Origin of the sequence: Parachlamydia sp., from assembly GCF_050255895.1 — a bacterium.
Taxonomy (GTDB): Bacteria; Chlamydiota; Chlamydiia; order Chlamydiales; family Parachlamydiaceae; genus Parachlamydia; species Parachlamydia acanthamoebae.
This window is the reverse complement of sequence record NZ_JBFWIR010000050.1, coordinates 1-24,859: the sequence shown is the minus strand read 5'-3', so window position 1 is coordinate 24,859 and position 24,859 is coordinate 1. Positions and strand designations below refer to the sequence as shown.

The following is a 24,859-nucleotide window of genomic DNA, read 5'->3' as shown; positions in this document are numbered from 1 at the left end:
AAGCTTCCCCCATATTGATCCGTACGCTGATTGCTAATGGGCGAAAGAAATTGATGGAGGAGATATCCGTGTGCTGAGTGAATCTCAATGAGCTTATATCCAGCTTTTAACGCTCTTTTACAGGCATTTTCAAAGGCCTTTATCATTTCATAGATCCCTTCTTCATTTAATTCTTCGGGACGGGGATCTGTGTCTAGGAAAGGAATTGGGCTAGGAGCAACAGTTGTCCAACCGCCCTCTTGCACGGTCTTTAAGCAAGCCCCACCTCTCCATGGCACATCGCAGCTTGCTTTTCGTCCTGCATGGGCAAGCTGAATCGCGGGTACAGCACCTTGACTCTGAACAAATTCAACTAAGCGGGAGTGAGGACCAATGTGATCATCACTCCAAATTCCCATATCAAAAGGTGTAATTCGTCCATCTCTTGTCACAGCAGTGGCTTCCACAACCACAAGCGAAACCCCACCCGCTGCCCGACTTCCTAAGTGCACTAAATGCCAATCATTCGGCATCCCCTCGATGGCACTGTATTGACACATGGGAGACATCACGATGCGATTGCGTAAGGTAATCCCTCGAATTTTTAAGGGGCTTAATAAATCAATATCAGGGATTTCCCGATCATGGTCACTTCCCGCTGTACACCCATGACAAATGGGTGCATGATGTTTTTCTTTTTCCATTTTATCAACCTTTTAAAAACGTTTATTCTCTTCCTCTATACCAAATAATTTAAATAAAGTTGGAAGAATTAATAATGTTAAAAGTGTCGAGCTAATCAGTCCTCCAATCACGACTGTTGCCAATGGCTTTTGAACTTCCGCTCCCGTCCCTGTAGCTAAAGCCATTGGAATGAATCCTAATGAAGCCACTAAAGCTGTCATTAAAACAGGTCGCAAACGTTGCAAGGCACCTTTTACAATTGCCTCATCCTGCGAAATATTTTGACGACTCAACTGGACGATCGAACTGATTAAAACAATTCCGTTTAGCACAGCAATCCCAGAAAGAGCAATAAATCCCACCGCCGCTGAAATGGAAAAAGGAAAATCTCTCAACCATAAAGCTAGGATTCCACCTGTCAAAGCAAATGGAACGCCGGAAAAAATAATCAGAGCTGAACGGATCGATTGAAAAGCAATGTATAAAAGCAAGAGGATCGCTCCAAGACAAATCGGCACAACTAATGCTAAACGTTGTCTGGCAGACATCAAATTTTCAAATTGACCACCCCATCCTAACCAATAACCTTTAGGTAAATTGACCTGCTTTTGAATCTGCTCTTTAGCCTGCTCAACAAAAGAACCGAGATCGCTCCCTCTTACATTGGCTTGAACAGCCACAAAGCGCTTGCCATTTTCTCTTCGAATCTCATTTAAACCTTCTGCAATTTTAATCTGAGCGATTTCGCTTAGAGGAACATTGGGAAAGTGCGCCCGTCCACCTTTAGTTGAAATGGGGATAGGTAAACCCGCTAAAGCTGTAGGATCCTCACGCAAATTCTCTGGTAGCTTGACCAGAATGTCAAAACGACGGTCCCCTTCAAAAATTTGCCCCGCCTTTCCACCTCCCGTTGCAATGGCTAAAACATCTAAGCCATCTGAAACATTCAGGCCGAGACGGCTGGCTGCATCTCGATCGATTTGCACATCCAAAACGGGTAACCCTTTCGTTTGATCGATTTTAACATCCGCAGCCCCTGGGAGCTTACGTAAAACAACAGCTACTTGCATGGCAGTCGATTGCATCTTATCAAAGTCATCCCCATAAATTTTAACCGCAAGATCACTTCTGACCCCTGAGATTAATTCATTGAAACGCATCTCAATAGGCTGGGTGAATTCGTAATTATTCCCCGGAATTTTTTCTAATGCATTTTCTAATTTTACAATTAAATTTTCCTTCGAAAGATTGGGATTCGGCCATTCATTAGCCGATTTTAAAAAAATAAATGTATCGGAAACATTGGGAGGCATGGGATCTGTCGCAGCTTCCGCTGTCCCTGTTTTAGAGTACACATATGCCACCTCAGGGAATTTGCGAATGGTTTTTTCTACCTGCGATTGCATCAAAGTGGATTGCGTCAAAGAAGTACTCGGAATTCTTACCGCATGCATGGCTATGTCTTTTTCATCAAGCTTGGGAATAAATTCCTGCCCCAAAAAGTTGAAAAGAAACGCCGCAATTAAAATGGCCAATCCCCCACCCGCTAATGCTAAAATGGGTGCATTTAAACTTTTTTCAAGAATAGGCTTGTACCATTTTTTGGTGACTTCAATGAGAGGATTTTCCTTCTCTTGTAAAGATCCTTTCACAAACACAAGAATCATAGAAGGAATGAACGTCAAAGAAAGGATGAATGCAGATAGCAAAGCAAATAACACGGTGATTGCCATGGGGTGAAACATTTTGCCTTCTACACCAGATAATGCCAAAATCGGAATATACACTAACATGATGATGGCCTGACCAAACACTGTAGGCTGAATCATTTCCTGACTTGCGCTCAAAACTTCGTTCGAACGTTCGTTGAAAGTCAATATCCGCCCCAATTCTTGTTGCTTATGGACCAGTCGACGCAAACAGTTTTCGGTGATAATCACGGCTCCATCTACAATGAGCCCGAAATCGATCGCACCCAAGCTCATTAGATTTCCACTGATATTAAATTTCGTCATCCCGATAGCTGTCATTAACATGGATAAGGGAATGATGGTGGCAGTAATCAAAGCGGCACGTATTTGTCCTAAGAAAAGGAAAAGAACGATGATAACTAACAGAGCCCCTTCACCCAAATTTTTAGCTACCGTTGTAATGGTGGCATTCACTAATTTTGTGCGATTTAGAACGGACCGAGCTTCAATATCTGGGGGTAGCGTTTGATTGATCTCCTGCAATTTTTGATCTACATTTTGGGCAACCGTTCGACTATTTGCACCGATTAACATCATGGCAGTCCCCACAACAGCTTCATGTCCATTTTTACTCGCACTGCCCGTGCGTTGCTCTTTCCCAATATTGACTTCAGCAATATCTTGGACACGAATTGGAATACCATCTCTTGTGGCTATTACAATCTTTTTAATTTCGCTGGGAGATTCTAAGCGTTCATCCGATTTAATTAAAAATGACTCGCCTCCCTTTTCAATATAGCCAGGGCCAATGCTTGTGTTATTCTTTTTGAGGGCATCCATGATTTCATGATAGCTTAAACCTAGGGCAATCATGCGCTCAATATTGGGCTCTACATGATATTGACGTACATATCCTCCGATTGAATCCACATCTGCCAATCCCCGAACCTCTTTCAGCTGGGGCTTAATGATCCAATCTTGCACGGTTCTCAAATAGGCAAATTTTTCAACATCCGTTTTTAATAGCTGCCCTTCAGGAGTTAAATAAACATCTTCTTTTTGCCAGCCTGGAGATCCTGGAGTGAATTGAGCATCTTTCCCGTTCGGATGTTTGAAATCTACGGTCCACATGTACACTTCCCCAAGACCTGTGGAGATAGGACCCATCCGCACATCCGCCCCTTCGGGAAGATTCTGTTTGATCGTTCCTAGTCTTTCATTAATTTGCTGACGCGCAAAATATAGATCCAAATGATCATCGAAAATAGCTGTCACTTGTGAAAATCCATTTCTGGTTAGTGACCGAGTTAACTGTAAACCTGGAATACCTGCTAGAGCGGTTTCAATCACATAGGTCACTTGTTTTTCCATCTGAACAGGTGAAAAACCTGGTAACACCGTGTTAATTTGGACCTGATTATTCGTGATATCTGGAACAGCATCGATAGGGAGTTGTGTGAAAGAATAAATTCCATAGGCAGCAACAACTAAAGTGATAAAAATGACCGCGTAGGGATAACGTAAGGCTCTTTGCAAAATCGCGTGAATCATTAATGTTCATGCTCCGCTTCAGCTTTGCCTAGTTCAGCTTTTAATAAAAACGTGTGTGAAGCCGCATATTTTTCTCCGGATTTAATGCCCGAAAGCACTTCCACATTGTTTTTATCACTCGTTCCCTTTTGAATCTCTCGGCTCTCAAAGCCATCGTGCGTTTTAATGAAGAGAACATCCTGTCCGTTAATATTTTGAATGGCCTCTTTTGGCACAACAATATCGGCAGGAACTTTTTTTGTTCCGATATTCACCGTCACAAATGTTCCCGGTCTCCATTTGTTCTCATCATTTTGCAATTCTGCAATGGCTTTTGCTGTGATGGTTTCTTCTTGAATGATGGGACTTAAATAGATAATTTTGGCATCTGCTGTGAGGTTTTCAATTGGAATTGTGATTTCCACATGCTGCCCTTCTTTGACTTTGTAAGCATCTTTGGGGTAAATCCCTATTTCAACCCATACTTTAGACACATCTGCGACTTCATAAATGACAGCAGTACTTTCTACAAATTCTCCGGTCGTAATGTGCCGTTGTAAAATAGTTCCATCTATTGGTGCATAAACGGTATATAAACGGAGAGAGGGGTCATTTTCCTGTGCAAAATCAGGAAGGGCTTCATCATTGATCCCCAAAGCCTGCAACTTCTGCTTAGCGAGTTGTAATTGTATTTTGGAATCCTCATAAGACGATTTTGCATTCAAATAATCTTGTTCGGGAGAAATTTTTTTGTCATATAAACGGGATTCTCGTTCAAAAAGAGATTGACTTAACCGCATTTTTTCTAAAGCAGCTAGATACGTCGCCTTCATATCCGCAATTTCACGACTCTCAAAAACCGCAAGTGGCTCTCCTTGTTTGACGGTATCCCCGATATTTTTCTTGGCTTCCTTGACAACACCCGAAATTTTGGGAAGAACATGCGCAAGACGATCGGGATGCAACACAATTTTTCCTCGGGCTGATAGCTGAAGGTCTAGCTCTCCTGATGAGGCCTCCTTAATTTGAATGTCAAAATCTTTAATCTGCTGAGGCGTCAAATGAATAAAATTTTCTTGGGCATGGTCATGCACAGCAACTTTATCTCCATCATTTACCTCTGTCTTTCTCTCGGCGCCCCATCCAAACCACAGCATGAGAAAAAGCAGAACGCCTCCAATAAGCAAGATTATTTTTCTTTCCATCCTAATCAACCTGACTGCTTAAATACCGAAGTTCGGCCTGTTTGCTATGATAATTTTTTAAAGCTTGGACATAATGATCTTCGATCTCAAATAGGGTCCTTTGTGAATCCAGCATGTCTAAATATTCAAATTTCCCCTCTCTATAACCTTCTTCAGATAATTTAAAAGCTTGTAATGCCGCTTCTAAAATCCCTTCTTTTAATCGTTTCGATTCATGATAACTACGCATAAACTCTCGGTGTATTGCAGCTGATTTATTCTCTAATAAAACTTGCAAGGCCATAAATGAATCTTCCAATTTGCGTAGATTGGCTCGTGATTTTTCAATATTCCCTTGATTTCGATTAAATACCGGAATAGGCAATGAGGCACCTAATATCATGCCTTGATTGTGTGTGTCCCGTATAGTCTTATACCCAACAGATAGGGTTACATCTGGAATTGCAAGCGACTTCTCTAAATAAACACTTTGCAGACTCGCGCTTTGCTCGAGTTGGGCTTGAATCCATTCTGGATGGTCGTGTAAGTAAGCCAAATAGGCATCTAGAGATTGGGGAGCTTGGATAAAATAAAAATTAAAGCCCACACTCTCAAAATCAGGCACTGTCTCCCCCCAAAATTGAGAGACTTGCTCACGAGCCGTTTCAAAATTTACTCGAACCTTTTCTAATAAAATATCCGCGTTCGCAACGCTAATTTCGGCCTTATGCTTTTGGATGATGGACACTTTCCCAGCCTCCACTTTTGCCGAAACAACATATAAAACTTCTTTAGCAATTTTGTTTTGTTCTTTCACAATGCGCAATTGCTCTTGTGCCGCCACAAGATCAATAAAGGCTCTCGTAAAGCGATTCAAAAGTTGAAGTTTGGCAACTTCCACACCTAGACAGGCTGCTCGAAAAAGATAATCGGTTGTTTTGGACCGAAGCTCTCTCTTCCCTCCTGTTTCAATTAATTGCGCGTATTCATAGCGGGATTCGGCCGCATTCCATCCATGCCAATTGCGATTTCCAAAAACGTTTTCGACGCTATAGGACAAAATAGGGTTGGGATAAAATCCCGCCTGAACATGAAGTCCTTTTTTTTCTTCTGCCTCTGCCTCACTCATTTTTAACTGAGGAGAGCAAGCGAGTACGCGTTGAATTCCCTCCTCTAGCGTTAACACTTTTTCTTGAGAAACGGCTAGGGTTGTGGCGAAGAAAGACAAAAACAAAATAAGTATAATCAAGCTCTTCTGCATAAAATATGCGTTTCCCCAAAAAAACAGATCTAATCTTTATCTACTCTTTCATGCAATCTGAAGCAAGCTCGAAGTACAGGCAGCTCGATTTCAATAAAAGAATTATTCCTTGATTATTAGGTCTTTAAAATGTTATCCTTGGCTAAAATTAAAAAATATTTTAAAATAGTTCTTACAACTTTCAAAAAGGGAGCATCCATGTCGAATCATTCATCCGACACATGGAACAAACAGTCGGGTTATATTTGGTCATTAATTGGCTCAGCTGTTGGATTTGCTAACGTGCTGGCTTTTAGTGCTCAAGTTTACAAAAATGGAGGAGGCGCGTTTCTAATTCCTTATTTTATCGCTCTTCTTAGCCTTGGTGTTCCGATGTTGCTGCTTGAAGGGTTAATTGGATACCAGTGGAAGCTTCCTGTCGTTAGCGCCTACGGAAAAGTATTGGGTAAAAAAGGCAAAATGTTAGGCTGGCTTGCGATTTTGAGCTGCATGACAATTGGCGGTTTTTACATTGTTTTAACAGGTTACTCGGTCGCGTATACGTATTTTGCTGCAACTAATCAAATTCCCGACGACTCCCAAGCGTTTTTTCTTCATTCCTTCTTGAATATTACGCCATCTATTCGTGAATTCGGGTCTCTTTCATGGACTATTTTGCTTTCTACTGTAGCCGTTTGTACAGCAACCTGGTTCGTCCTTGTGCGTAATGTCAAAGATGGAATTGAAAAGATTTGCACATTGTTTATGCCTTTAATGGCCTTTATTATGACCCTTTTGGCTGTAGTCATGCTTTGCTTGCCCGGGGGAATTAATGGGTTGTATTTTTACCTGAAACCCGACTTTTCTAAATTGCTCGATCCTACTTTGTGGAGAGATGTTTTTGGACAACTTTTCTTTAGCCTCTCATTGGGATTAGGAATTATTGTCGGTTACTCCAGACATACAGGCCAAAATACGAATATTGCACGCGCCATGATTTGGGTGGGATTAGGTGACTTTGCAGTCTCCTTTATCTCAGGATTGGCTATTTTTGGTTGTTTAGCTCACGTCAGCTATATCCAACAAATTCCTTTTGATGCGATTCTATCAACAGATTCCACATTTGATATTGGATTTATTCTATTTCCAACCATGTTAAAGTTTTTTGGAACGACGCTCTCGATTGTCATGGGTGTTATCTTCTTTACCTGCATTTTTATTGCAGGGATTACAGGTGTTTTTTCCATTGTAGAAAGCATCGCTGGAAACTTCGAAGTGGAATTCGCTTTTTCACGCAAAAAAGCTGTGACCATTACAACCGCTATCTTGGGAATGTTTGGAATCGCGTTTTGCATGGGCAATGGATCGCACATCATTGACGCCTTAGCTCCTATGGTATTGGGTATAAACATGTTAATTGGCGGATTAGCCCTGATTGCTACATTCCAATATGCATCAAAGACAACACGCGAAGACCCGCTATGGTACAGCGGCAATAAATTGACAATATATGCCTTTTTACTGCGCTATTTTGCACCCTGTGTATTGACTTGCATCCTGGTAGGTAACTTGCTTCAAGAATTTGATGGCTTTGATATTGCCAAAGGAGTCCGCTGGTCTTGGCTTGTAGGGGCACTCTTCTTCTCTGGTTTCTTAACTTGGTCAACAGAATTTAGCTGGTTCACTCAACGAAAACCCCTCTTTAAAGCAAAAACACCAGAAGTAATCGGATCGTCTGAATAATCTAGAGGAGGGCTCAAGTCCTCCTTTTTTGTAATGCCCACACGGACTTGCCTCAAGAACCAGAGCAAGACGACTTAAGCCAAGCGAGGATTTGTGAAAAAATCTAATTAACCATGAGATAGACAAGAGTTTATTTCTAGTTTAAAGTTTGATTTCTGAGATTAAAAAAGAGGAATAAAATTAAATGATTAAAAAATTTTCCACCTTAATAATATTTCTGATATGCGCGACTTCTGGCTTTGCGGCGCCTCTACTTCATGTTGTTCACAATGTATATGAAAAAGGGTTTAGTATCGATGGGTATGATCTTTTATATGATGAACAAAATAAAAATGAAATAAAATTAGGCGATCAATTTTACATACAAGATAAAACAATTGATCAAATTACAGAGGGAAGCTACCAATACCTTCTGCTTTTAACGAACCCTAAGACTCGTGAAACTTCATGTTTTAAATCTAGAATTATCAACAATCAAGATTCAGTCCCTATACTCGACGTGGAAAAACTGGAATCTGGGGATTATAATGTAACCCTTGAAGATGGCTCTCAGTACAAATTAACACACCAACAGAATAAATCTTTCCAAGTCGAACCCGGTGATATGCTTTCATTTGGAGGGCTCGATCATTATGCATTATGGAGAAATTATTATAGTAATTTTGAAGAACACCGGGCTGATGGTTCCAAGCATTGGCTTGGGGATTTACCCAAGGAAGAAAAATCCGTATGGGATAATAGTGGACTTTCCAATAGAAACATGCTCTTTTTTGGAGGAGCGGTTTTAGACTGGCATTATTCGGCTTACTCAAAGACTTGGAATTATCCCGATTGTATTTTTTATACAGTAACAATTAACCGAGATAATGTTCCATTGCCCGGTTTTTTTAGAACCACTGGTTTATTTAGGAAACCAACCCCTTTAGTAAATTCAAATACCTTTCGAATTCGTTGGGCTGGCGAATATGAAATCAAGCGCACAGTAGCTTGTATCGTGAGTTATTATCTTATTGAATTTTTCGATTTCTATCCAGGATCTAAGCTCTCCCTCAACAATCCGGATGATCTAGACAAACTTCAGTCTTGCAACACATTACGTTTTGTGAGTAAAAAGAATGAGCGAGAATTCATTTTTGAAACCCCTGATAAAGAAAAAATTATCCTTAGCCTTGATCTACAAAAAAGAGCGAGACAATATTAATCTTTTTCTTATCAAACCAGACCTAGTGGGAATCCTGCAATTTGTAAATTGCAGGATTCCGGACGGATAGACCAAGCCCTTCACTCTTTCAGCTATATCAATAAAACCTTCCTGATTTTCTCAGGTTTGATTTTTGCTCTTGCTAGGATATGGAAATTTAAGCTTTCTGTTAACTTTCTCCTCGTCGATCTGAATTCTTTAAAACCCAATATGTATTCCGTCCATTCCCAATTTTTTCTAAAAATTTCCTTTGCTTTAATTCAAATAATTCGGCTCTCAAAGTTCTTTCAGAAATAGAATGATTGAACTTTTCATATATATCTTTGGCTGTAAGTTTTTTGTTGCCTCGAAAAAAAGAAATTAACTCTTCTTGCCTATAGGTAAGTTGTGTTAGATCTTCAGAGAGGACATAGGCTTCTTTTAAGGAGTGAGGCTCAATGATTACCCTTAAAGCTGATCCCAATTCTTGCCAGACTGGAAGAGGATAATTATCCTTGCGACATACAGCTTCAATCCGTTTATAACCTGTACCCCATTCCTCTATGAAACGTAATTCCCGAAAAACTCTAGCAATCACTTTATTTCTTACATGACTAACGCCCGAAAAAAAATCTTCCATTGTATATCCGAATGGAAGCATCCCTGGACTTTCTATTTCCATGCGATCGGAATAAATCATCAATCGACAATGCATTCCTCGAAGAGAATAATCGCCATGGACTAAAGCATTGGCCATAACTTCGCGAATTATAACAGGTGAATATTCTGGAATATCCTTTCTTTTGATTTGAGTTATTTTTGAACCTTGAGCAGTGTTTCTTTTGATAAATTTCTGGATCTCTTCAATTGCTTCTATAATAGAACCCTGCGTATCGTATTGATCAATAAATTCTACCTTTTCCGTTCCCAAAAACCTCGCACAGCGAACCACCGCATTTGGAAAAAAATGTTCCCGGATTTGATCTTTACCAAACAGAATCACCCCACCATTTGAACAAATCGTTTTCTTTAAATGAGGAACAAGAACTCCAAGGCTAATTAATTTTTGCTGATCAATCTCTTTACCTATACCGCTAAATAGTTTTTTAATTTTTTCCATATCAAGATCATGAATATCTGTACCAGGACACGGCTGTTGGTCGAAAAATTTCTTGGATTTAGAGCGATTTAATTCATCTAACAATTCTTGTTCTGCAACTCTATTTGTCGAACCTAGTCTGACATAAACACCTTTAATTGGACCTTTTGCCTTCAAGTAAAACGGCCCAAGCCAATGAGCAACTTTGATGATAAGAAGAGAGGCTTCTTCTATCGATATAACATCAATTTCAGGCATTAAAGGGGGATAAATACTATCTGATATCGCATTCGTCAAACGTTCTTCTGCTTCAAAGACATCCTTGATTCCTGTAACACTTCCATCATTTTCTTTTCCTACAATTAAAATGCCACCTGCGGTGTTAGCAAATGCAACGAGAGTTTTAAGAATAGGTTGTAGAGAAGAAAGATCCCTTTTAAATTCTAAAGTCCTTCCTTCTGGCATGTTTAAAAGCTTTAAAATATCCATCGTACTTCCTTAGCAGAATATCAATAGTCTTTTATACCTCTCCAAATTCTGCCAGATTCTGCCAGATTTTGCCAGATAAACATATGTCTTTTCAGATATCTGAATGTATGGTTTTTGGATTTTTAAAATCGCTGGATTTCCAGATTCTGCCAGATTCTGCCAGATTCTGCCAGATTCTGCCAGATTCTGCCAGATTCTTGACAAATACATTCATTTTATTTAAAAAAATGGAAAATAAAAATATTTTGTAAAAAAAACAGAGGCTTAATAGCTAAACTAATTTGGTTTTAATTATGTCATTTGAAAATTTTTGTACTTTTTGTGTTGCCAGCCTGGGACAATACCCTTATATAGAGCTCAAGATATCAAAACACACACTTACGGGACGTTGGAGCAGTTCAGATGCAACAGCTCTATCTGAAGAAGGCATTAATAACGCTGAAAGAATAGCTAAGATGTTTAAAACGTTGGCTTTTGCATAGCTTTAAGCGCTTACAGTAGCCGAACGATAGAAACGGCCTCGCTCATTTTGAATTCAGCCATTTATAAAATATAAATCTCAAATATTAAAACTGAATATTTTTCAATCCCCTCCTCTTCGCCTTTTTTTTGACTCTTTTCTTTCAACAACATATACTTGTGTGACTTAGTAAAAAAAGGATGATTTTATGGATATTTCTAAACCTCCAGGCGTTTTCGATATACTTCCCCGTGGCACAGAAGAAACTTGGCAGCTATCTCATTTATGGACATATGTAGAATCCGTTATCCGCAAACTTGCTGCTGAATATGGTTTTGAAGAAATTCGCACACCTATTTTTGAACGCACAGAATTGTTCAAAAGAGGTGTTGGAGAAGCAACTGATGTAGTTTCAAAGGAAATGTACACCTTTGAAGATCGCGGTGGTAGATCCATGTCCCTACGCCCTGAAGGCACTGCCCCTGTTGTTAGATCTTTTGTCGAACATAATCTCCATACAGAATCCCGCACACACAAGCTTTTTTACATCGGCCCAATGTTCCGCTACGAGCGCTCCCAAGCTGGACGTTATCGTCAACACCATCAGTTTGGTGTCGAAGTCATTGGTTGCGATGCGCCTGAACAAGATGCAGAAGTCATTGATCTTCTCTACACACTGTACAGACGTCTAGGTCTATCTAACCTGCAAGTTTATATTAACTCCATTGGAACACCAGAAGCCCGCATTGCTTATAAAGAGGCTTTGAAAAACTATTTAAAAGAGCATTTTGATGGCCTTTCAGAAGATAGTAAAACACGTTTTGAAACAAATCCTTTGCGTATCTTAGACTCTAAAAATCCTGGCGATCAAAAAATCGTCACTTCAGCGCCTTCGATCCTCGACTTTTTGGATGATGCATCACGCACCCACTTTGAAACCGTCAAACAACTTCTGACACAATTAAACATTCCTTTTGTAGTCAACTCCAACCTTGTCCGAGGTTTAGATTATTACAACAAAACTGTTTTTGAAATTGTTTCCGGCCAACTAGGGGCTCAAAACAGCGTCGGTGGCGGCGGTCGTTACGATGGATTAATTAAAACGATCGGCGGGCCAGATCTTCCTGCACTTGGCTTTGGAACTGGCATTGAAAGAATTATCCAAACAATGCTAAAGCAAGAAATTGCTCTTCCTAATCCCTATCAACCCGCATTATTCTTTATTCCTCTGGGTAAAGAAGCCGAAAAAACATGTTTTACGCTGGCACACGATCTTCGTCAAAAAGGCATATCGGTTCAAATGGATTTCTCAAGAAAAAAAATTGGAAAAGCGATGCAGCTTGCCAATCAGGTGGGAGCTCGTTTTGTCGCCGTTGTGGGTGACCAAGAACTCCAAAAAAGAGAAGTCCAACTGAAAGAAATGGCGACTGGGGAAACTTATACAGCACCTCTCTTTCATCTAAATCGAATTCTGGAAATCGAAACAAGCTCCCATGACATTTTGAAAGTTTGGAATGAAATGCATAGACCTTTTGAAGAGCCTGGAGAAGCCGAGTTCTTTTTTAAAAAAATTTCCCAATCTATCGAACAAACGAAAAATCTGACTCAGCAGCTTCAAAGTGCCATGGAAGAAATCCAAGATATCATTGAATAACTAAACTGATTGTCGATTTTCAGGAGATATATGTTTAATTTTGTTAGAACCCACGATTGTGGGTCATTGCGTCAAGAAGATACAGGCACCTCCGTAATCCTTTCGGGATGGGTTCATCGTCGTCGTGACCATGGAGGTCTTATCTTCATCGATTTACGCGACCGCTATGGTTTAACTCAACTTGTATTTGACCCAGAAACGAATGCTGCAGCTCATGCTGTGAGTGAAAAACTGCGTTCGGAATGGGTCATTTCAATTCAAGGTCACGTCATCGAACGTACACTTGATATGAAAAACCCCAAATTAGCAACTGGAGACATCGAAGTTGTTGTAGACCATATTGAAGTTTTGTCTACCGCTAAAACTCCTCCTTTCTCTATTTGTGATGAATCGATTGAAGTGCATGAAGAACTCCGTTTAAAGTACCGCTATCTGGATATTCGCCGAGGCGATGTGGCCGAAAAACTCATTGTTAGACATAAAGCAATGCTCACTACGCGCAATTATCTCAGCCAAAGAGGTTTTCTCGAAATTTCCACTCCTATTCTTGGAAAATCCACTCCAGAAGGGGCTCGTGACTATCTGGTTCCTTCTCGCGTTCACCCGGGGAGTTTCTATGCGCTTCCTCAATCGCCTCAAATTTTTAAGCAACTCTTAATGGTTGCGGGAATGGATCGATACTTTCAAATCGCCCCTTGCTTCCGAGATGAAGACCTTCGCGCAGATAGACAGCCCGAGTTTACACAAATCGATCTCGAAATGAGCTTTGCAACACCAGATATTCTCATTCCAATCATTGAAGGCCTCATACAAACGCTATTTAAAGAATGCTGCTCCATTGAGATCCCCTCCTCATTTGAAACACTTTCTCATGCCATTTGCATGGAAAAATATGGCTGCGACAGACCGGACATGCGCTTTGAAATGACACTTTCTACGCTTGACGACATTGTGGCAGGATCTAGCTTTTCTGTATTTCTTGATCAGCTTCGCGAAGGCGGAACTGTTAAGGGGATTTGCGTTAAAGGCGGCTCTGACATAACACGCAAAGGAATTGAAACCTATACAGAATTTGTCGGACGTTTTGGAATCAATGGATTAGCTTGGATGAAAATGCAAGAAGGCACATTAACCTCTAATATTGTCAAATTCTTTACACCTGAACAGCAACAACAGCTGATCGAACGGTTGCAGGTTGAAAACGGTGATTTAATTTTCATGGTGGCTGATCAAAAATCAAGCACTAACCAAGCTCTCGACCATCTACGTCGGCGCATTGCAAAAGATCGCAATCTGATTCCTTCAAATACCTATCGATTCTTGTGGGTAAGAGATTTCCCTTTATTTAATTGGAATCCAGATGAACAGCGCTTAGAAAGCGAACATCATCCCTTTACATCCCCTCTTCCAGAAGATTTGCATTTGCTAGATTCAGATCCTTTAAAAATGCGCTCTTCCGGATATGATCTCGTATTAAACGGGTATGAAGTTGGAGGCGGCTCTCAGCGGATTCACAGCAGTGAATTGCAGCAAAAGATTTTCGAAAAGCTCAAATTAACACCCGAAGAACTCAAAACAAAATTTGGATTTTTCCTTGAAGCATTAAGCTTCGGAACACCTCCTCACTTAGGTCTGGCATTAGGATTGGATCGTTTGGTCATGCTCCTAACAGGTACAGATAACATTCGAGATGTCATTGCTTTCCCTAAAACACAAAAAGCCAGTGACCTTATGCTCGAATGCCCCTCTTTGGTGGTAAAAAAGCAGCTGCATGAACTCGGAATTTCCGTCGAAGAAGAAAAGAAACACTGATTTTTTTGACAGAATTTCGCGGATCGCCTAAAGTACAAGATTGATTTTATTTCCAATTAGGAGGAGAAATTTATTTATGATTAAGAAAAGTCGCATATGGGCTCTTGTTGCTCTATCAAGCCTATTTCTTCAAGCTGGTGCTCTTTCTGCTGATCAAACAGCAACTCAACAGGAGTCTAAACCTGCGCAAGCAGCTCCTCAAGAGATCGACATCATGAAACTTTCTGAAGCATTCGGTAACTTTATTGGTCGTAATTTGAATGCTCCAGGCATTAAGTTCGATCTCGAAAGTATCATTAAAGGAATGCGAGATGGGGCAGCCAATAAACCGTCACCATTGACAGATCAAGAATACGAAACAATGATGACTCAGTTGCAAGCAAAGGCTTACACAGAGCTAGCGAGTGAAAATTTAAAGGCTGCTAATCAGTTTTTAAAGGATAACCTCAAAACAGCAAATCTCGTGGAAATTGAGCCAGGCAAGCTTCAGTATGTGATCGTCGAAGCAGGCCATGAGCCAACAGTCACAGAACATGCTTCTCCTCTTGTTAAATATACAGGAAAGTATATTGATGGATCCGTTTTCGGAAGCTCGGATGACACTGGAGGCCCTATTACAGTACCTCTAGACCAAACAATACCAGGCTTTAGCAAAGGTATTTTAGGGATGAAAGAAGGGGAAAAACGTAAACTGTTCGTGCACCCTGATTTAGGCTACGGCACTTCAGGACATCTTTCTCCAAACTCACTCCTCATTTTTGACGTTGAAGTGATTAAATCAGATAACAGTGCGGAAGACAAATCCAAGCCTTTACCTGATTTTTCTGATGAAAATTCAGACAAAAATTCTCGCTAAGTTTCATTCATATTGCTAGGCAGCTATTTTACAATAGCTGCCTTTCTTTTTTAAGGTTTAATTGCGTGGCTGTTGTTCTTTTCCAACCTCAAATTCCCCAAAATACAGGGAATGTTGTACGTACTTGTGCTGTAACGGGACAAAATCTCATCTTAATTGGTCCCCTCGGCTTTTCCATAACTGATCGCTGGCTAAAACGGGCGGGGCTCGATTATTGGGAAGGTGTCAATGTTCAGGTTCTAGACAATCTTGAAGAGTTGTTAGACAGAACCTCTGAAAATTTCTATTTCTTTTCAAGCCATGCCACACAAAACTACACAGATGTAAGCTATCAACCCAAAGATCTACTTATCTTTGGCGCTGAAACACATGGACTGCCCGAATCGATTACAAACAAATGGCCGAATCGTTGTGTGAAAATTCCTATGGTCTCTGGTGTGCGTTGCTTGAATTTAGCAACATCAGTAGGAATAGGCGTCTATGAAGCATGGAGACAAAAAGGATTTAAAAAAGAATAACCTCTTTTGAAAATCGAGTTCAATTTCAAAAGAGGTTAAAATCGTTAGAGAGCGGCTGTGATCAACTGTCGCAACGCATCAATATCTTTTAAGCCAACAACTCGGCGAACTTCTGCACCATCTTTAAAAAGAATGATGGTTGGAATAGAAGTGACTCCAAGATCCGCTGTGGTTTCCTGAGCATTTTCAATGTCAAGCTTTGCGATCGTCGCTTTTCCGTCCATTTCTGTGGCTAGCTGTTCAATCACAGGAGCAATCATACGGCAAGGACCACACCAATCTGCGTAAAAATCAACTAAGGTTACACCCTTAGAAATAGTTTCTTGAAAATTTTTATCATCTAAATATTTTAATTGTTCTGCCATATTCTCCCCTTATTTTAGTGAATGAGAAAATCCGAACAAGTCGGAGCGTCTTTTTATCTCTACTCTTATTATCGCATATTCTTTCGTTTTCTTCCACCGATTTCCTCCTAGCCAATTTTGCTAAAATGAATGAAGGTATCTTTATTAAATCTTTAAGTTTGCGTGTTATATATTTTCTCTAATTTAAACATGGACCAGCGCATGTTTCTAACCTAACATTTTGTGTTTAAAAAGTTAGAAAATTGGATCCATATTTTTAAACTGTTTTTGGGCCTTGGATTTTGCATGCTTAAAGTTTTTTATATCACTGCAGTGATTTTTATTTTTTTCTTTTTCATTTACCCGCTGATTGGAAAATCCACGGCCTCATTTTTATTAGTCAATATGTCTAATCAAGATGAAATGCCACGTCATTTTCGTATTTGCCATCAAGAATTGGCCCCTTCCATAAACTCTGATCATCTGTCAGATTTAAATGCCTCGGCAAGCGCTCAGTTTTGTGCAAATTCCCTACAAAAGATCTTATCTATTCTCCCCACGAATAAAGTGACAATTGTTGATCTGCGCGAAGAATCGCACGGTTTTATTAATGGTGATGCAGTCAGTTGGTATGGAACAAGAGGCTGGAGCAACCGCGGTAAAACGCTTGATCAAATCGAGGATGATCAACTACAAAAACTTTCTAAAAGTGGAAAACAACCTTTTTTAGTCGCCTATAAACAAAAAACATACCCTGTGCTTCTTTTTCCACGTGACATTTTTACAGAAGAAGAGCTTGCCCATTCGCTTAATGTCGATTACTTGCGACTTCCTGTAACGGATCATTGCCGCCCTACAGATGAAATCATCGACCAGTTTCTTGAATTTGTTAAAACACTTTCGCCCGATACATGGTTACATTTCCATTGTTCAGCTGGACAGGGAAGAACCACGACCTTCCTAGTGATGTATGATATCGTCAAAAATGCCACAAAAGTTTCTCTTGAAAATATCGTCAAAAGACATGAAGCATTGGGGGGAATCAATATTCTTTCTTTACCGTCCGATCATTTTTGGAAGCATGAACATGCCGAGCAAAGAGCCGAGTTTATTCGTTTGTTTTATGAATATTGTAAGGACGGCCATCATTTGGAAACACCCTGGTCTCTTTGGTTTGAAAAAAAATGGCACGCTTTGAATGACTAGAAAAAAAGACAACCTTAATCTATACTCATCTTCATTTTTAATTAAACCCAACGATTTGCCATGCCGTATTATGTTTTAGCTTACTATCATTTCACTCCATTAGAAAATCCACGAGAAGAAGTTATATCTCACCAAAAATTTTTTAAAGACAGAGACGTTTCATCTCGTATTTACATCTCCGAACAAGGTATCAACGGGCAGATGAGCGCCTCCGACCAAGATGCTGAAGCCTACATGAACTGGTTGCATGCCAAACCCGATTTTGCAACAGTTGAATTTAAACTGCATACACATCATGAGCATGTTTTTCCTCGAAAAAGTGTTAAATATAGAAAAAACCTAGTCGCATACGACAAAGCCGTTAATCTAAACTTGCGAGGAGAACACGTTTCCCCCAAAAAATGGCGTGAAATGCTAGAAGACCAAGAACACAAAATTTTGATTGATGTGCGCAACGATTATGAGTGGAAAGTTGGTCATTTTGAAAATGCAGAGCTCCCTCCTTGCGAAACTTTTCGCGATTTTGATGGATATTCTGACAACCTAAAAGAACAAGTCGATCCAAAAAAAACGCCGGTCATGATGTATTGTACAGGTGGGATACGATGTGAGCTTTACTCCTCCATTTTAAAAGAAAAAGGATTTGAAAAAGTCTACCAACTTCATGGGGGAGTCATTAATTATGGTCTTCAGGAAGGTTCTTCACATTGGAAAGGAAAGCTCTTTGTATTTGACGACAGGATGACAGTTCCCATCAGTGAGGAAGAGTCCGAAGTGATCGCAAAATGCCACCATTGCGGTGTTTCAGCAGAATCTTATTACAACTGCGCAAATATGGATTGCAACCATTTGTTTATTTGCTGTTCTGATTGCCTATTGGAATTAGCAGGTTGCTGTAAGGAGGCATGCAAAGACGCTCCAAGAGTTCGCCCTTATCACGATCAAAATCCTCACAAACCATTTCGTAAATGGCATAATTACTTCACAGAAAAGAAAAAAGAAGCCTAATCTTTTTCTTTTTCTCTCCTTTGCCTCCTGAAACGTAGACAAAGGAGAGAAATCCTTCACTTCCTCATCAACACTCCTCAACAAATCTATGAATTTAAATAAGTCATTTCGTTAAAATGCTTAGCTTTAAGTAAAAATCATAACAATTCTAAATAACATAGGATTTAATATGCCCAGCAAACCCCTCATTGGTATTTCACATTTTTTGCAGCTCGCTCCCTCTAATGAAAATGTTCAGACTTCCGATAAAATACTCGTTTATCGCGGTAAAACCTTTCAAGTTATTGCTAAAGACACAACATTAAAATCAGATAAAAAAGTATCCACAGTTCGTCAACTCTATCACCTACACAAGCATATTCGTAATACCGAAAACTCCCAGGAAGAGCGCCAGAGGCTTGCAAATGTTGCCAATCAATTTCAGCTAAAAAAAGGATCTTGGTTTAGACGTTTTTTCTCAGCCATTCAGAATTTTTTCTCTGGTTATGGTTTAACAACGTCCTACGGCATCCTTACAAAAATCAAGGATATAGGGAAAACTCTCGGCAATCCATCTCCTGGGCAACCAAAAAAGCCTTCCGAAACCCCAAATACGGAAACAAAAAAGCAAGCAGAAGATCAGCCAGCAAGCGAATCTGCACAAAATCAAACAGAGATTCCACCAAAATCTGATACTAAAACAACAACAGAGCCAACAACTCAAGACCCTGAATCCCCTTCTGTACCCGATGTGCATTCAGCTACTGAAACTGAAAGACCGGAAGAAACAGACCAAAAGGAAGATGAAGAAGTCGAAGCTCAATCAACTGAGACCAAAGAATCTGTTAAACAAGCTCCAAGTCCTACTGCAGAAGAACAAGCTTCAATTCAGCAACCAGTATTCTCTACAGAACCCTCAAGCACACCATCAGTTGCCTCCTCCGCATCCGTTGAGGCAACAAATCCTCAAGAGATAGAAGCTCAACATGCGCAACCAGCGGCTGTCGTCGAGCCATCAAATGCAGCATCTCTCACAAAAGAAGCTACTCCTGCCGTCCAAAATAGAGGGAAAGAAACCAGAGAAGCTGAATCTGAAGTAATGCATACGCCCTCTTTAGAAGCTGAGCCTCCAACCCCTCCAAAGGACACTCGCACAGAGGTCGTTCAGCCAAAGGCACAACAAACCCTATCAGCAACAAACAAAAAACTATCCGTAAAGAAATTAATCTCTTCTTTTTCTGGTTCACCAACAAAAAGTACTCAACCAGTAAAAACAGCGCAATCCCCAGTTGCTAGAATAAAACCTCAGCCTACTCAAACACCCCCCTCTACACCGCACAAGGCTCTTGAGACTGAAGCCATTCAATCCACTAGCGCCCCTGTAAATGGAAGCCTCGCAAAAAAAATGGCTTCTGAAACTAAAGTTGCAACAAATACTCAGTCTACTGTAAAAACAGAATCTCCTGAGACCAAAGTCGTTTATCCTACGAGTAATCCAATAGGAAGTCCGACAAAAGTCATGCGCATTCCAACCGATGGAAAAGAGCCGCAGCCAATACAAGTACCCGCTCCTATCAATATAGATGCAGCAGAAGATGTTGAAGCATCTGAAACCAAAGTCACCCAACCAACAGTGAACGTTATACCAGATGTTAAAGTCGAACCTCAGCAAATTCCCAATCCGACTTCTACAAGCATGAGCTCTGCACAAGCTGAAAATAATACAATTCACGTAGAGGATGAGTCAGACGCTTCGGGAACTTCAGTTTCTAAGCTTGAAGAAAATGAACCTGTAAATGGAAAAGCAACGATTCTTAGACCACCAAAACGCAAATCTCAAATGCCGCTTGAAGCACCACCCGTACCCCCTCTTCCTCCTATTGAGGGAACTCTCATTCAAAATGCCGCGCCATCTCCCATTTCAGCTAATCTGGAAAAAGTTGAATTTATGCAAAAATCCGTAGCACTAAGCAAAGATTTTGCCTTTTTGTCTCAAAAATTAACTAAATCAAGCAAAAATAATTTTAAAGAAAAAATAAAAGCATTTAAAATAGAAGACTTGGGACATTATGACGCCTTAGGATTTGGAAAGGAACTCCCACTTGCATCCATCCAATTTATTTTTGAAACTCTTTCATCAAGCGACAATCTAAAAAGTTTCTTAAAAGCACTGCTTGCAAAAAATTCCACGATGATGGCCTTTTACAATGTAAGCCAAGGTGCTTTGTCGTTAAAACTTGATGAGCAAGTTGTGTATATGCGAAGAATACTGAAGCATTATTATACAAAAAAGGCTTTTCAAGAAATGTTCATAAAATCATTTACAAATGATGAAAATACAGAATTTTGCAAAACATTTATCTTAGCTTGTTTAGATTTTAAAGATGAAAAAAGAAGAGCGTATTATCTTCAACATTTGAAAAATTCTGGAGACCTCGTAATCAAAGTATTGAAAAAAGATAAATTTAAAAAATCATTGACACCTAGAAGATTGGAAATATTCACGGCTTGGACTCAAGAGACTTATCTTGATAACGCGGCAATCCAAGATGCAATAAAAAAATTATCTCCGAAAAAGTCTAAATAGCCTTTACTTAGCCGGCTTGACCTTATGGGTCAAGTTCGGCATTTCTTCTTTCAGCTACCCATTGCATCATCCGGGCTTTGGTGTCATCTAAAACGACGGTCAAACCTGGTTTGATACCTTCTTCCGATAATTTAAAGGCTTTCATGGTATTGCAAATTCTTCCATCCAATCGCACTCCAATGCCTTGGATCCCCACCATGTTTCCCCAGTCTCCAAACATTTGAAGAGTCATCTCACATGCTGTAATCATAAAGATGAGCTGTTTCTCTGGATACTGTGCCATTAATTCAAAGATCTTTCCCCCAATGTAATGTATGGTAGGGATTGCAAAGCCCATCGTATGTTGATCAGGGAGAGCATTCATCACTTTCCCAATAAAACATTGCCTACAGACGGGATTAGAAGCATCATGTTGGCAATCGGCTGTAAAACGACCCGAAGGACATTCGAAAGGTTTATGGCAGTAAGAAAATCCGACAACTAATAATGTATCCTTTTTTTTCAACAGCTGATTGAAATCATCCAAAGATGGAATTCCATAGAGAAAAAAATCGTTTTCCCGTTTATAAGGTTTATCTTGTAAAAGCGATTTCAAGTAATTCCATGCATGCCTTAGAGGATGGCGCAAAAAACCGCGTAAAATTTTTCTGTCGCTGTCATGCTTAATCATCCAACAGAGACTTTTCCATTTTAAACCTTTTGCAGTATCTGGAGTAATTCCTGGCATAGAAGGCAACTTTTTTAAACCCTGAATCGGACTTTCTTGCGCCGCTTTTAAGGCGCCCTGATCCCATTCTTTTTCAGCTTCAGTAAAAGAAGCTTTTTCATTCCACATTTTAAGTTTTTGCATAGCCTTACTTTAAAGAAAGGAGATTATTTTTAATTTTCATCTTTTGTTTGCTTAAAAGTATAGACAATCGATCGATTCTTTCCTATTTTTCTTGTGAGGGAAAAATCCCTTCTCTTCTTTGGATTCTCTCCAGCATTCTTAGAATTTGCCGTCTCTGCTTTCTTTTATCTTTATCCAAAAGATGGTGAGGAATCGCTTTGATGATTTTTATTTTTCCAGGACCCTTTTCCTCCATTTTTCCAAGGCCTTCTTTTAAATAAACTGCTGAAAGAGGAAACTTGAAAGCGGTTTGGATAATTTCCACGACTCTTGAACAAAGTTCTTTATTTTCGAGGCATTCTAAATAAAAACCAGCTTTTGCAGTGAATTCCAGATTTTTATGCTCTCTGCGAGAAAGCCTTGTTTGGCTAATAATCCGACTCTTCGAAAAAGCCGTTTTTTTTCTGGTGGTTCTTCGTAAAAATTCATCTACAAGTCCCTCTGAAGCTTCATCTTCGGTGCAAGAACTCTCATCAAAAGAAAATCTTTCTGAACAAGAAAATTCAGAATCGCTTGAGGTTCCTTCATCTGTATGTGAGCTTGAGCTATCACAAAAACTCGAGCTTCTATGTGAAGCAATGCTGAAACTAAAAGATTCGGAAGAAGAAAATAGACTTCCCGTTGGACTCGACTCTGGCGAAGACAAAGCTTCCCTTTTTATATTCTCTATATCTAAAGCCTCGCTTTTCTTTCGAGGAGTTGATAAAGATCTTTGTCTCTTTGATTTGCTCGATTGTGTTTGTGGAATTTTTGTTGTGGAATAGCCTTCTTTGCTCTTTTTTGCCAAAGTTGTCTGCTGCTGACGCAGTGAGCCCTCGCTCTCTAGATGAGGATCCATCCTTTCAGGGATAGGAAGTTGCTCATAAAACTTTTTCATTTTTTGGACTAATTCGTAGCGATCGAACGCTCGATCCACGCTAGAAGATGCAAAAAAAGATCGAATGGATACCAAGGGATAAAAAAATTCGGAAACACCTTTTGTTTCGTAAAGCCTTATAAAAAAAGGATTGCTCACCAATTCTTGATAAATAAAATCTTGGTTTGTTTTCCAATCCTGAATAAAAAGCCCTTCCTTAAATAATTTCCAAATATAATCAATTTCCAGAATGATTAAATCAAACTTGCGGACCAGCGGAAGCAGAGACAGATTTTCCTTTAGCTGATGGGCTGCTTTGGCATATTTTGCTTCCCCACACATCAGAGAACTCAACGAGAGAAGGTGAATTTTTTTGATCATTTCACTGATATATTCGATAAGATGAGCATGCTCGGCGTTAGTCCTTTTATAATCTGGATTTTTTTGATTAAAAGAGGCTTCATTAGAACTTTTAAAAGGCTCTTCTTTTTCTCTTTCTGTCGCTTTAATTTTTTTATCTGGATGTTCTTTTTCAAAATCTGTCGAAATAAAATTTTTTGTATTTCTCTTAGCCGCATTGTGAATGAGGCTCTTAAAGGATTCTTCAAGAACTTTTCTGTTTTTGATTTTTCTAGGTGATGCAAAGTCTGATGCCGCAAAACTTTTTGCTGCAGGACCTTTTTTTTCTCTGAGAGCTTCTTTAAGAGACCTCAAAATCAGGGGTTGATCTAATTTTAAGGGCCCCTCGTTATTTTTATGAAATTCAACAATCCCTGAGAAGTGCAATTCGCATTCATAACAAACTTTCGATATCGGTTGCATAATAGCTCCAAATAAATTTAAAAATTACATTTCGAATTTTCAAATTTTCGCGCTAGCTAACCAGTTACCGATGTTCGTTTAGCGATTGACATTGAGGACACTGTGTTATTCTTTTTTCTATTCGGTCGAGATAGGCGAAATGACAGTATTCACAAACAAATAATTTTTTTTCGGATAACACCACCTTTTTTGCGCGCGATTTATAATGATAAAAAATCCATATGCCAAGCAAAGTCGACAGGGTCAGTGCAAGATAGATGATAATTGCCATTGTGGGGGACAGTTCAATCACAAAGATCCTCCGTTATGCTTTCATCCGAACAACAGGAAATTAACGAAAATTCTAGGATCGCTTCCTGCAAAATTCCCTTTTCATTCTTATCCATAAAACATTGAAATTGAGTCAAAAGCTTTTCAACAAAAACAAGAATATTTTTTTGATTAAGTGGATGAGAATCCAACAGATTCCAATATACCAAGTGACCTGTTAAGGGATCTATATAGATCTGGTAACTCAAATAACAAGAGGAGAAGCGACACAATTGTTGTGCATACTTTTCCATAACATCTTTCGCATTTGACTCAATCATCCCTGTCTTACTTACAAGTTGTATGTCCATTTTGTATGAAGGCGAAACCTCTCCCCACTCTTCCCAAAAAACAGGATGTATGGTCGTTGGAGTCTTCGCATTTTGCAAAGGAACTTGTTCATCCATTGAAGGATTGCTCTGAATTGTCTGCGAGTAGGAGAGCTCCGGAAAAAGAGGAGTCGATGCAATCGGCTGTAACCAATCCATTTTTTTTTCATATTCAATAGACGCAATCGCCAAATTTTCATCTTTATCGACTTCAAAATCTACATTTACAACGGCAGGAGGGAAATTTAGTTGACTCCCTTTAATTTTAAAGGGTTGTACACGAAATAAACCAAAAGCCAGCATATGAAAAAGAAAAGCAATGCAAAACGCCTACCTAAAAGCGGGACTCCAAAAAGCATCCTTCTCACGCAACGAGACATGAATATGTTTGTCTGCACCAATTTTTTCTAA

The 24,859-nt window shown here is 39.6% G+C and carries 17 protein-coding genes and 1 pseudogene; 9 read left to right on the top strand and 9 right to left on the bottom strand.

Annotation, left to right across the window (positions count from 1 at the left end; translation table 11 throughout):
- The 4 genes and pseudogenes from AB7E63_RS09450 to AB7E63_RS09435 all read right to left on the bottom strand — a co-directional run.
- Positions 1-683: pseudogene (locus AB7E63_RS09450) on the bottom strand (oxidoreductase); the annotation flags it as partial.
- A 12-nt stretch (positions 684-695) separates the two neighbouring features.
- Complete coding sequence (locus AB7E63_RS09445; RefSeq protein WP_059359794.1) at positions 696-3,905, bottom strand: efflux RND transporter permease subunit; 3,210 nt, start codon at positions 3,903-3,905, stop codon at positions 696-698.
- A complete protein-coding gene (locus AB7E63_RS09440; protein WP_006342536.1) occupies positions 3,905-5,089 on the bottom strand; it encodes an efflux RND transporter periplasmic adaptor subunit in 1,185 nt (394 codons plus the stop codon). The genes AB7E63_RS09445 and AB7E63_RS09440 overlap by 1 nt, the downstream gene beginning before the upstream one ends.
- Position 5,090: 1 nt before the next feature.
- Positions 5,091-6,317 carry a TolC family protein gene (locus AB7E63_RS09435; RefSeq protein WP_186003487.1) on the bottom strand — a complete coding sequence of 409 codons (1,227 nt, stop codon included), beginning with the start codon at positions 6,315-6,317 and terminating at the stop codon, positions 5,091-5,093.
- 210 nt (positions 6,318-6,527) lie between these two features.
- Between AB7E63_RS09435 and AB7E63_RS09430 the strand changes: the two genes are divergently transcribed.
- Together AB7E63_RS09430 and AB7E63_RS09425 are read left to right on the top strand one after the other, a co-directional pair.
- Positions 6,528-8,051 carry a sodium-dependent transporter gene (locus AB7E63_RS09430; RefSeq protein WP_013925615.1) on the top strand — a complete coding sequence of 508 codons (1,524 nt, stop codon included), beginning with the start codon at positions 6,528-6,530 and terminating at the stop codon, positions 8,049-8,051.
- Between the two features lie 184 nt (positions 8,052-8,235).
- A complete protein-coding gene (locus AB7E63_RS09425) occupies positions 8,236-9,252 on the top strand; it encodes a hypothetical protein (RefSeq protein WP_428419333.1) in 1,017 nt (338 codons plus the stop codon).
- A gap of 169 nt (positions 9,253-9,421) precedes the next feature.
- Here AB7E63_RS09425 and AB7E63_RS09420 read toward each other — a convergent pair whose 3' ends face one another.
- Positions 9,422-10,819, bottom strand: a complete 1,398-nt coding sequence (locus AB7E63_RS09420) for an ATP-binding protein (RefSeq protein WP_284452723.1) — start codon at positions 10,817-10,819, stop codon at positions 9,422-9,424.
- Between the two features lie 668 nt (positions 10,820-11,487).
- Here AB7E63_RS09420 and hisS point away from each other — a divergent pair.
- The 4 genes from hisS (at position 11,488) to AB7E63_RS09400 (ending at position 16,119) form a co-directional block, all read left to right on the top strand.
- Positions 11,488-12,933 (top strand): histidine--tRNA ligase, encoded by a 1,446-nt coding sequence (gene hisS, locus AB7E63_RS09415; protein ID WP_039377828.1) that lies wholly within the window; start codon positions 11,488-11,490, stop codon positions 12,931-12,933.
- A 30-nt stretch (positions 12,934-12,963) separates the two neighbouring features.
- Positions 12,964-14,745 carry an aspartate--tRNA ligase gene (aspS, locus tag AB7E63_RS09410; protein WP_013925617.1) on the top strand — a complete coding sequence of 594 codons (1,782 nt, stop codon included), beginning with the start codon at positions 12,964-12,966 and terminating at the stop codon, positions 14,743-14,745.
- A 76-nt stretch (positions 14,746-14,821) separates the two neighbouring features.
- Positions 14,822-15,601 carry an FKBP-type peptidyl-prolyl cis-trans isomerase gene (locus AB7E63_RS09405; protein ID WP_006342544.1) on the top strand — a complete coding sequence of 260 codons (780 nt, stop codon included), beginning with the start codon at positions 14,822-14,824 and terminating at the stop codon, positions 15,599-15,601.
- A gap of 65 nt (positions 15,602-15,666) precedes the next feature.
- The gene (locus AB7E63_RS09400) at positions 15,667-16,119 is read left to right on the top strand and encodes a tRNA (cytidine(34)-2'-O)-methyltransferase (RefSeq protein ID WP_039377831.1); all 453 of its coding nucleotides are present in this window, start codon (positions 15,667-15,669) and stop codon (positions 16,117-16,119) included.
- Between the two features lie 44 nt (positions 16,120-16,163).
- Here the strand turns inward: AB7E63_RS09400 and trxA are convergent, their stop codons facing one another.
- Complete coding sequence (gene trxA, locus AB7E63_RS09395; protein ID WP_006342546.1) at positions 16,164-16,484, bottom strand: thioredoxin; 321 nt, start codon at positions 16,482-16,484, stop codon at positions 16,164-16,166.
- 285 nt (positions 16,485-16,769) lie between these two features.
- On the opposite strand from trxA, the gene AB7E63_RS09390 reads away from it, so the two are divergent.
- The 3 genes from AB7E63_RS09390 (at position 16,770) to AB7E63_RS09380 (ending at position 21,243) form a co-directional block, all read left to right on the top strand.
- Positions 16,770-17,669 carry a fused DSP-PTPase phosphatase/NAD kinase-like protein gene (locus tag AB7E63_RS09390; protein WP_226987450.1) on the top strand — a complete coding sequence of 300 codons (900 nt, stop codon included), beginning with the start codon at positions 16,770-16,772 and terminating at the stop codon, positions 17,667-17,669.
- 60 nt (positions 17,670-17,729) lie between these two features.
- Entirely contained in the window at positions 17,730-18,677 is a 948-nt protein-coding gene (locus AB7E63_RS09385) for a rhodanese-related sulfurtransferase (RefSeq protein ID WP_059359785.1), read from the top strand.
- A 169-nt stretch (positions 18,678-18,846) separates the two neighbouring features.
- The gene (locus tag AB7E63_RS09380; protein WP_428419329.1) at positions 18,847-21,243 is read left to right on the top strand and encodes a hypothetical protein; all 2,397 of its coding nucleotides are present in this window, start codon (positions 18,847-18,849) and stop codon (positions 21,241-21,243) included.
- 22 nt (positions 21,244-21,265) lie between these two features.
- On the opposite strand, the gene AB7E63_RS09375 is transcribed toward AB7E63_RS09380, so the two are convergent.
- The 3 genes from AB7E63_RS09375 to AB7E63_RS09365 form a co-directional block, all read right to left on the bottom strand.
- Entirely contained in the window at positions 21,266-22,093 is an 828-nt protein-coding gene (locus AB7E63_RS09375; RefSeq protein WP_006342550.1) for a hypothetical protein, read from the bottom strand.
- An 82-nt stretch (positions 22,094-22,175) separates the two neighbouring features.
- Positions 22,176-23,810: a hypothetical protein gene (locus tag AB7E63_RS09370; RefSeq protein ID WP_050784585.1), complete on the bottom strand. Its 1,635-nt coding sequence runs from the start codon at positions 23,808-23,810 to the stop codon at positions 22,176-22,178.
- Between the two features lie 284 nt (positions 23,811-24,094).
- Positions 24,095-24,751, bottom strand: a complete 657-nt coding sequence (locus AB7E63_RS09365; protein WP_428419327.1) for a hypothetical protein — start codon at positions 24,749-24,751, stop codon at positions 24,095-24,097.
- Between the last annotated feature and the right edge of the window lie 108 nt (positions 24,752-24,859).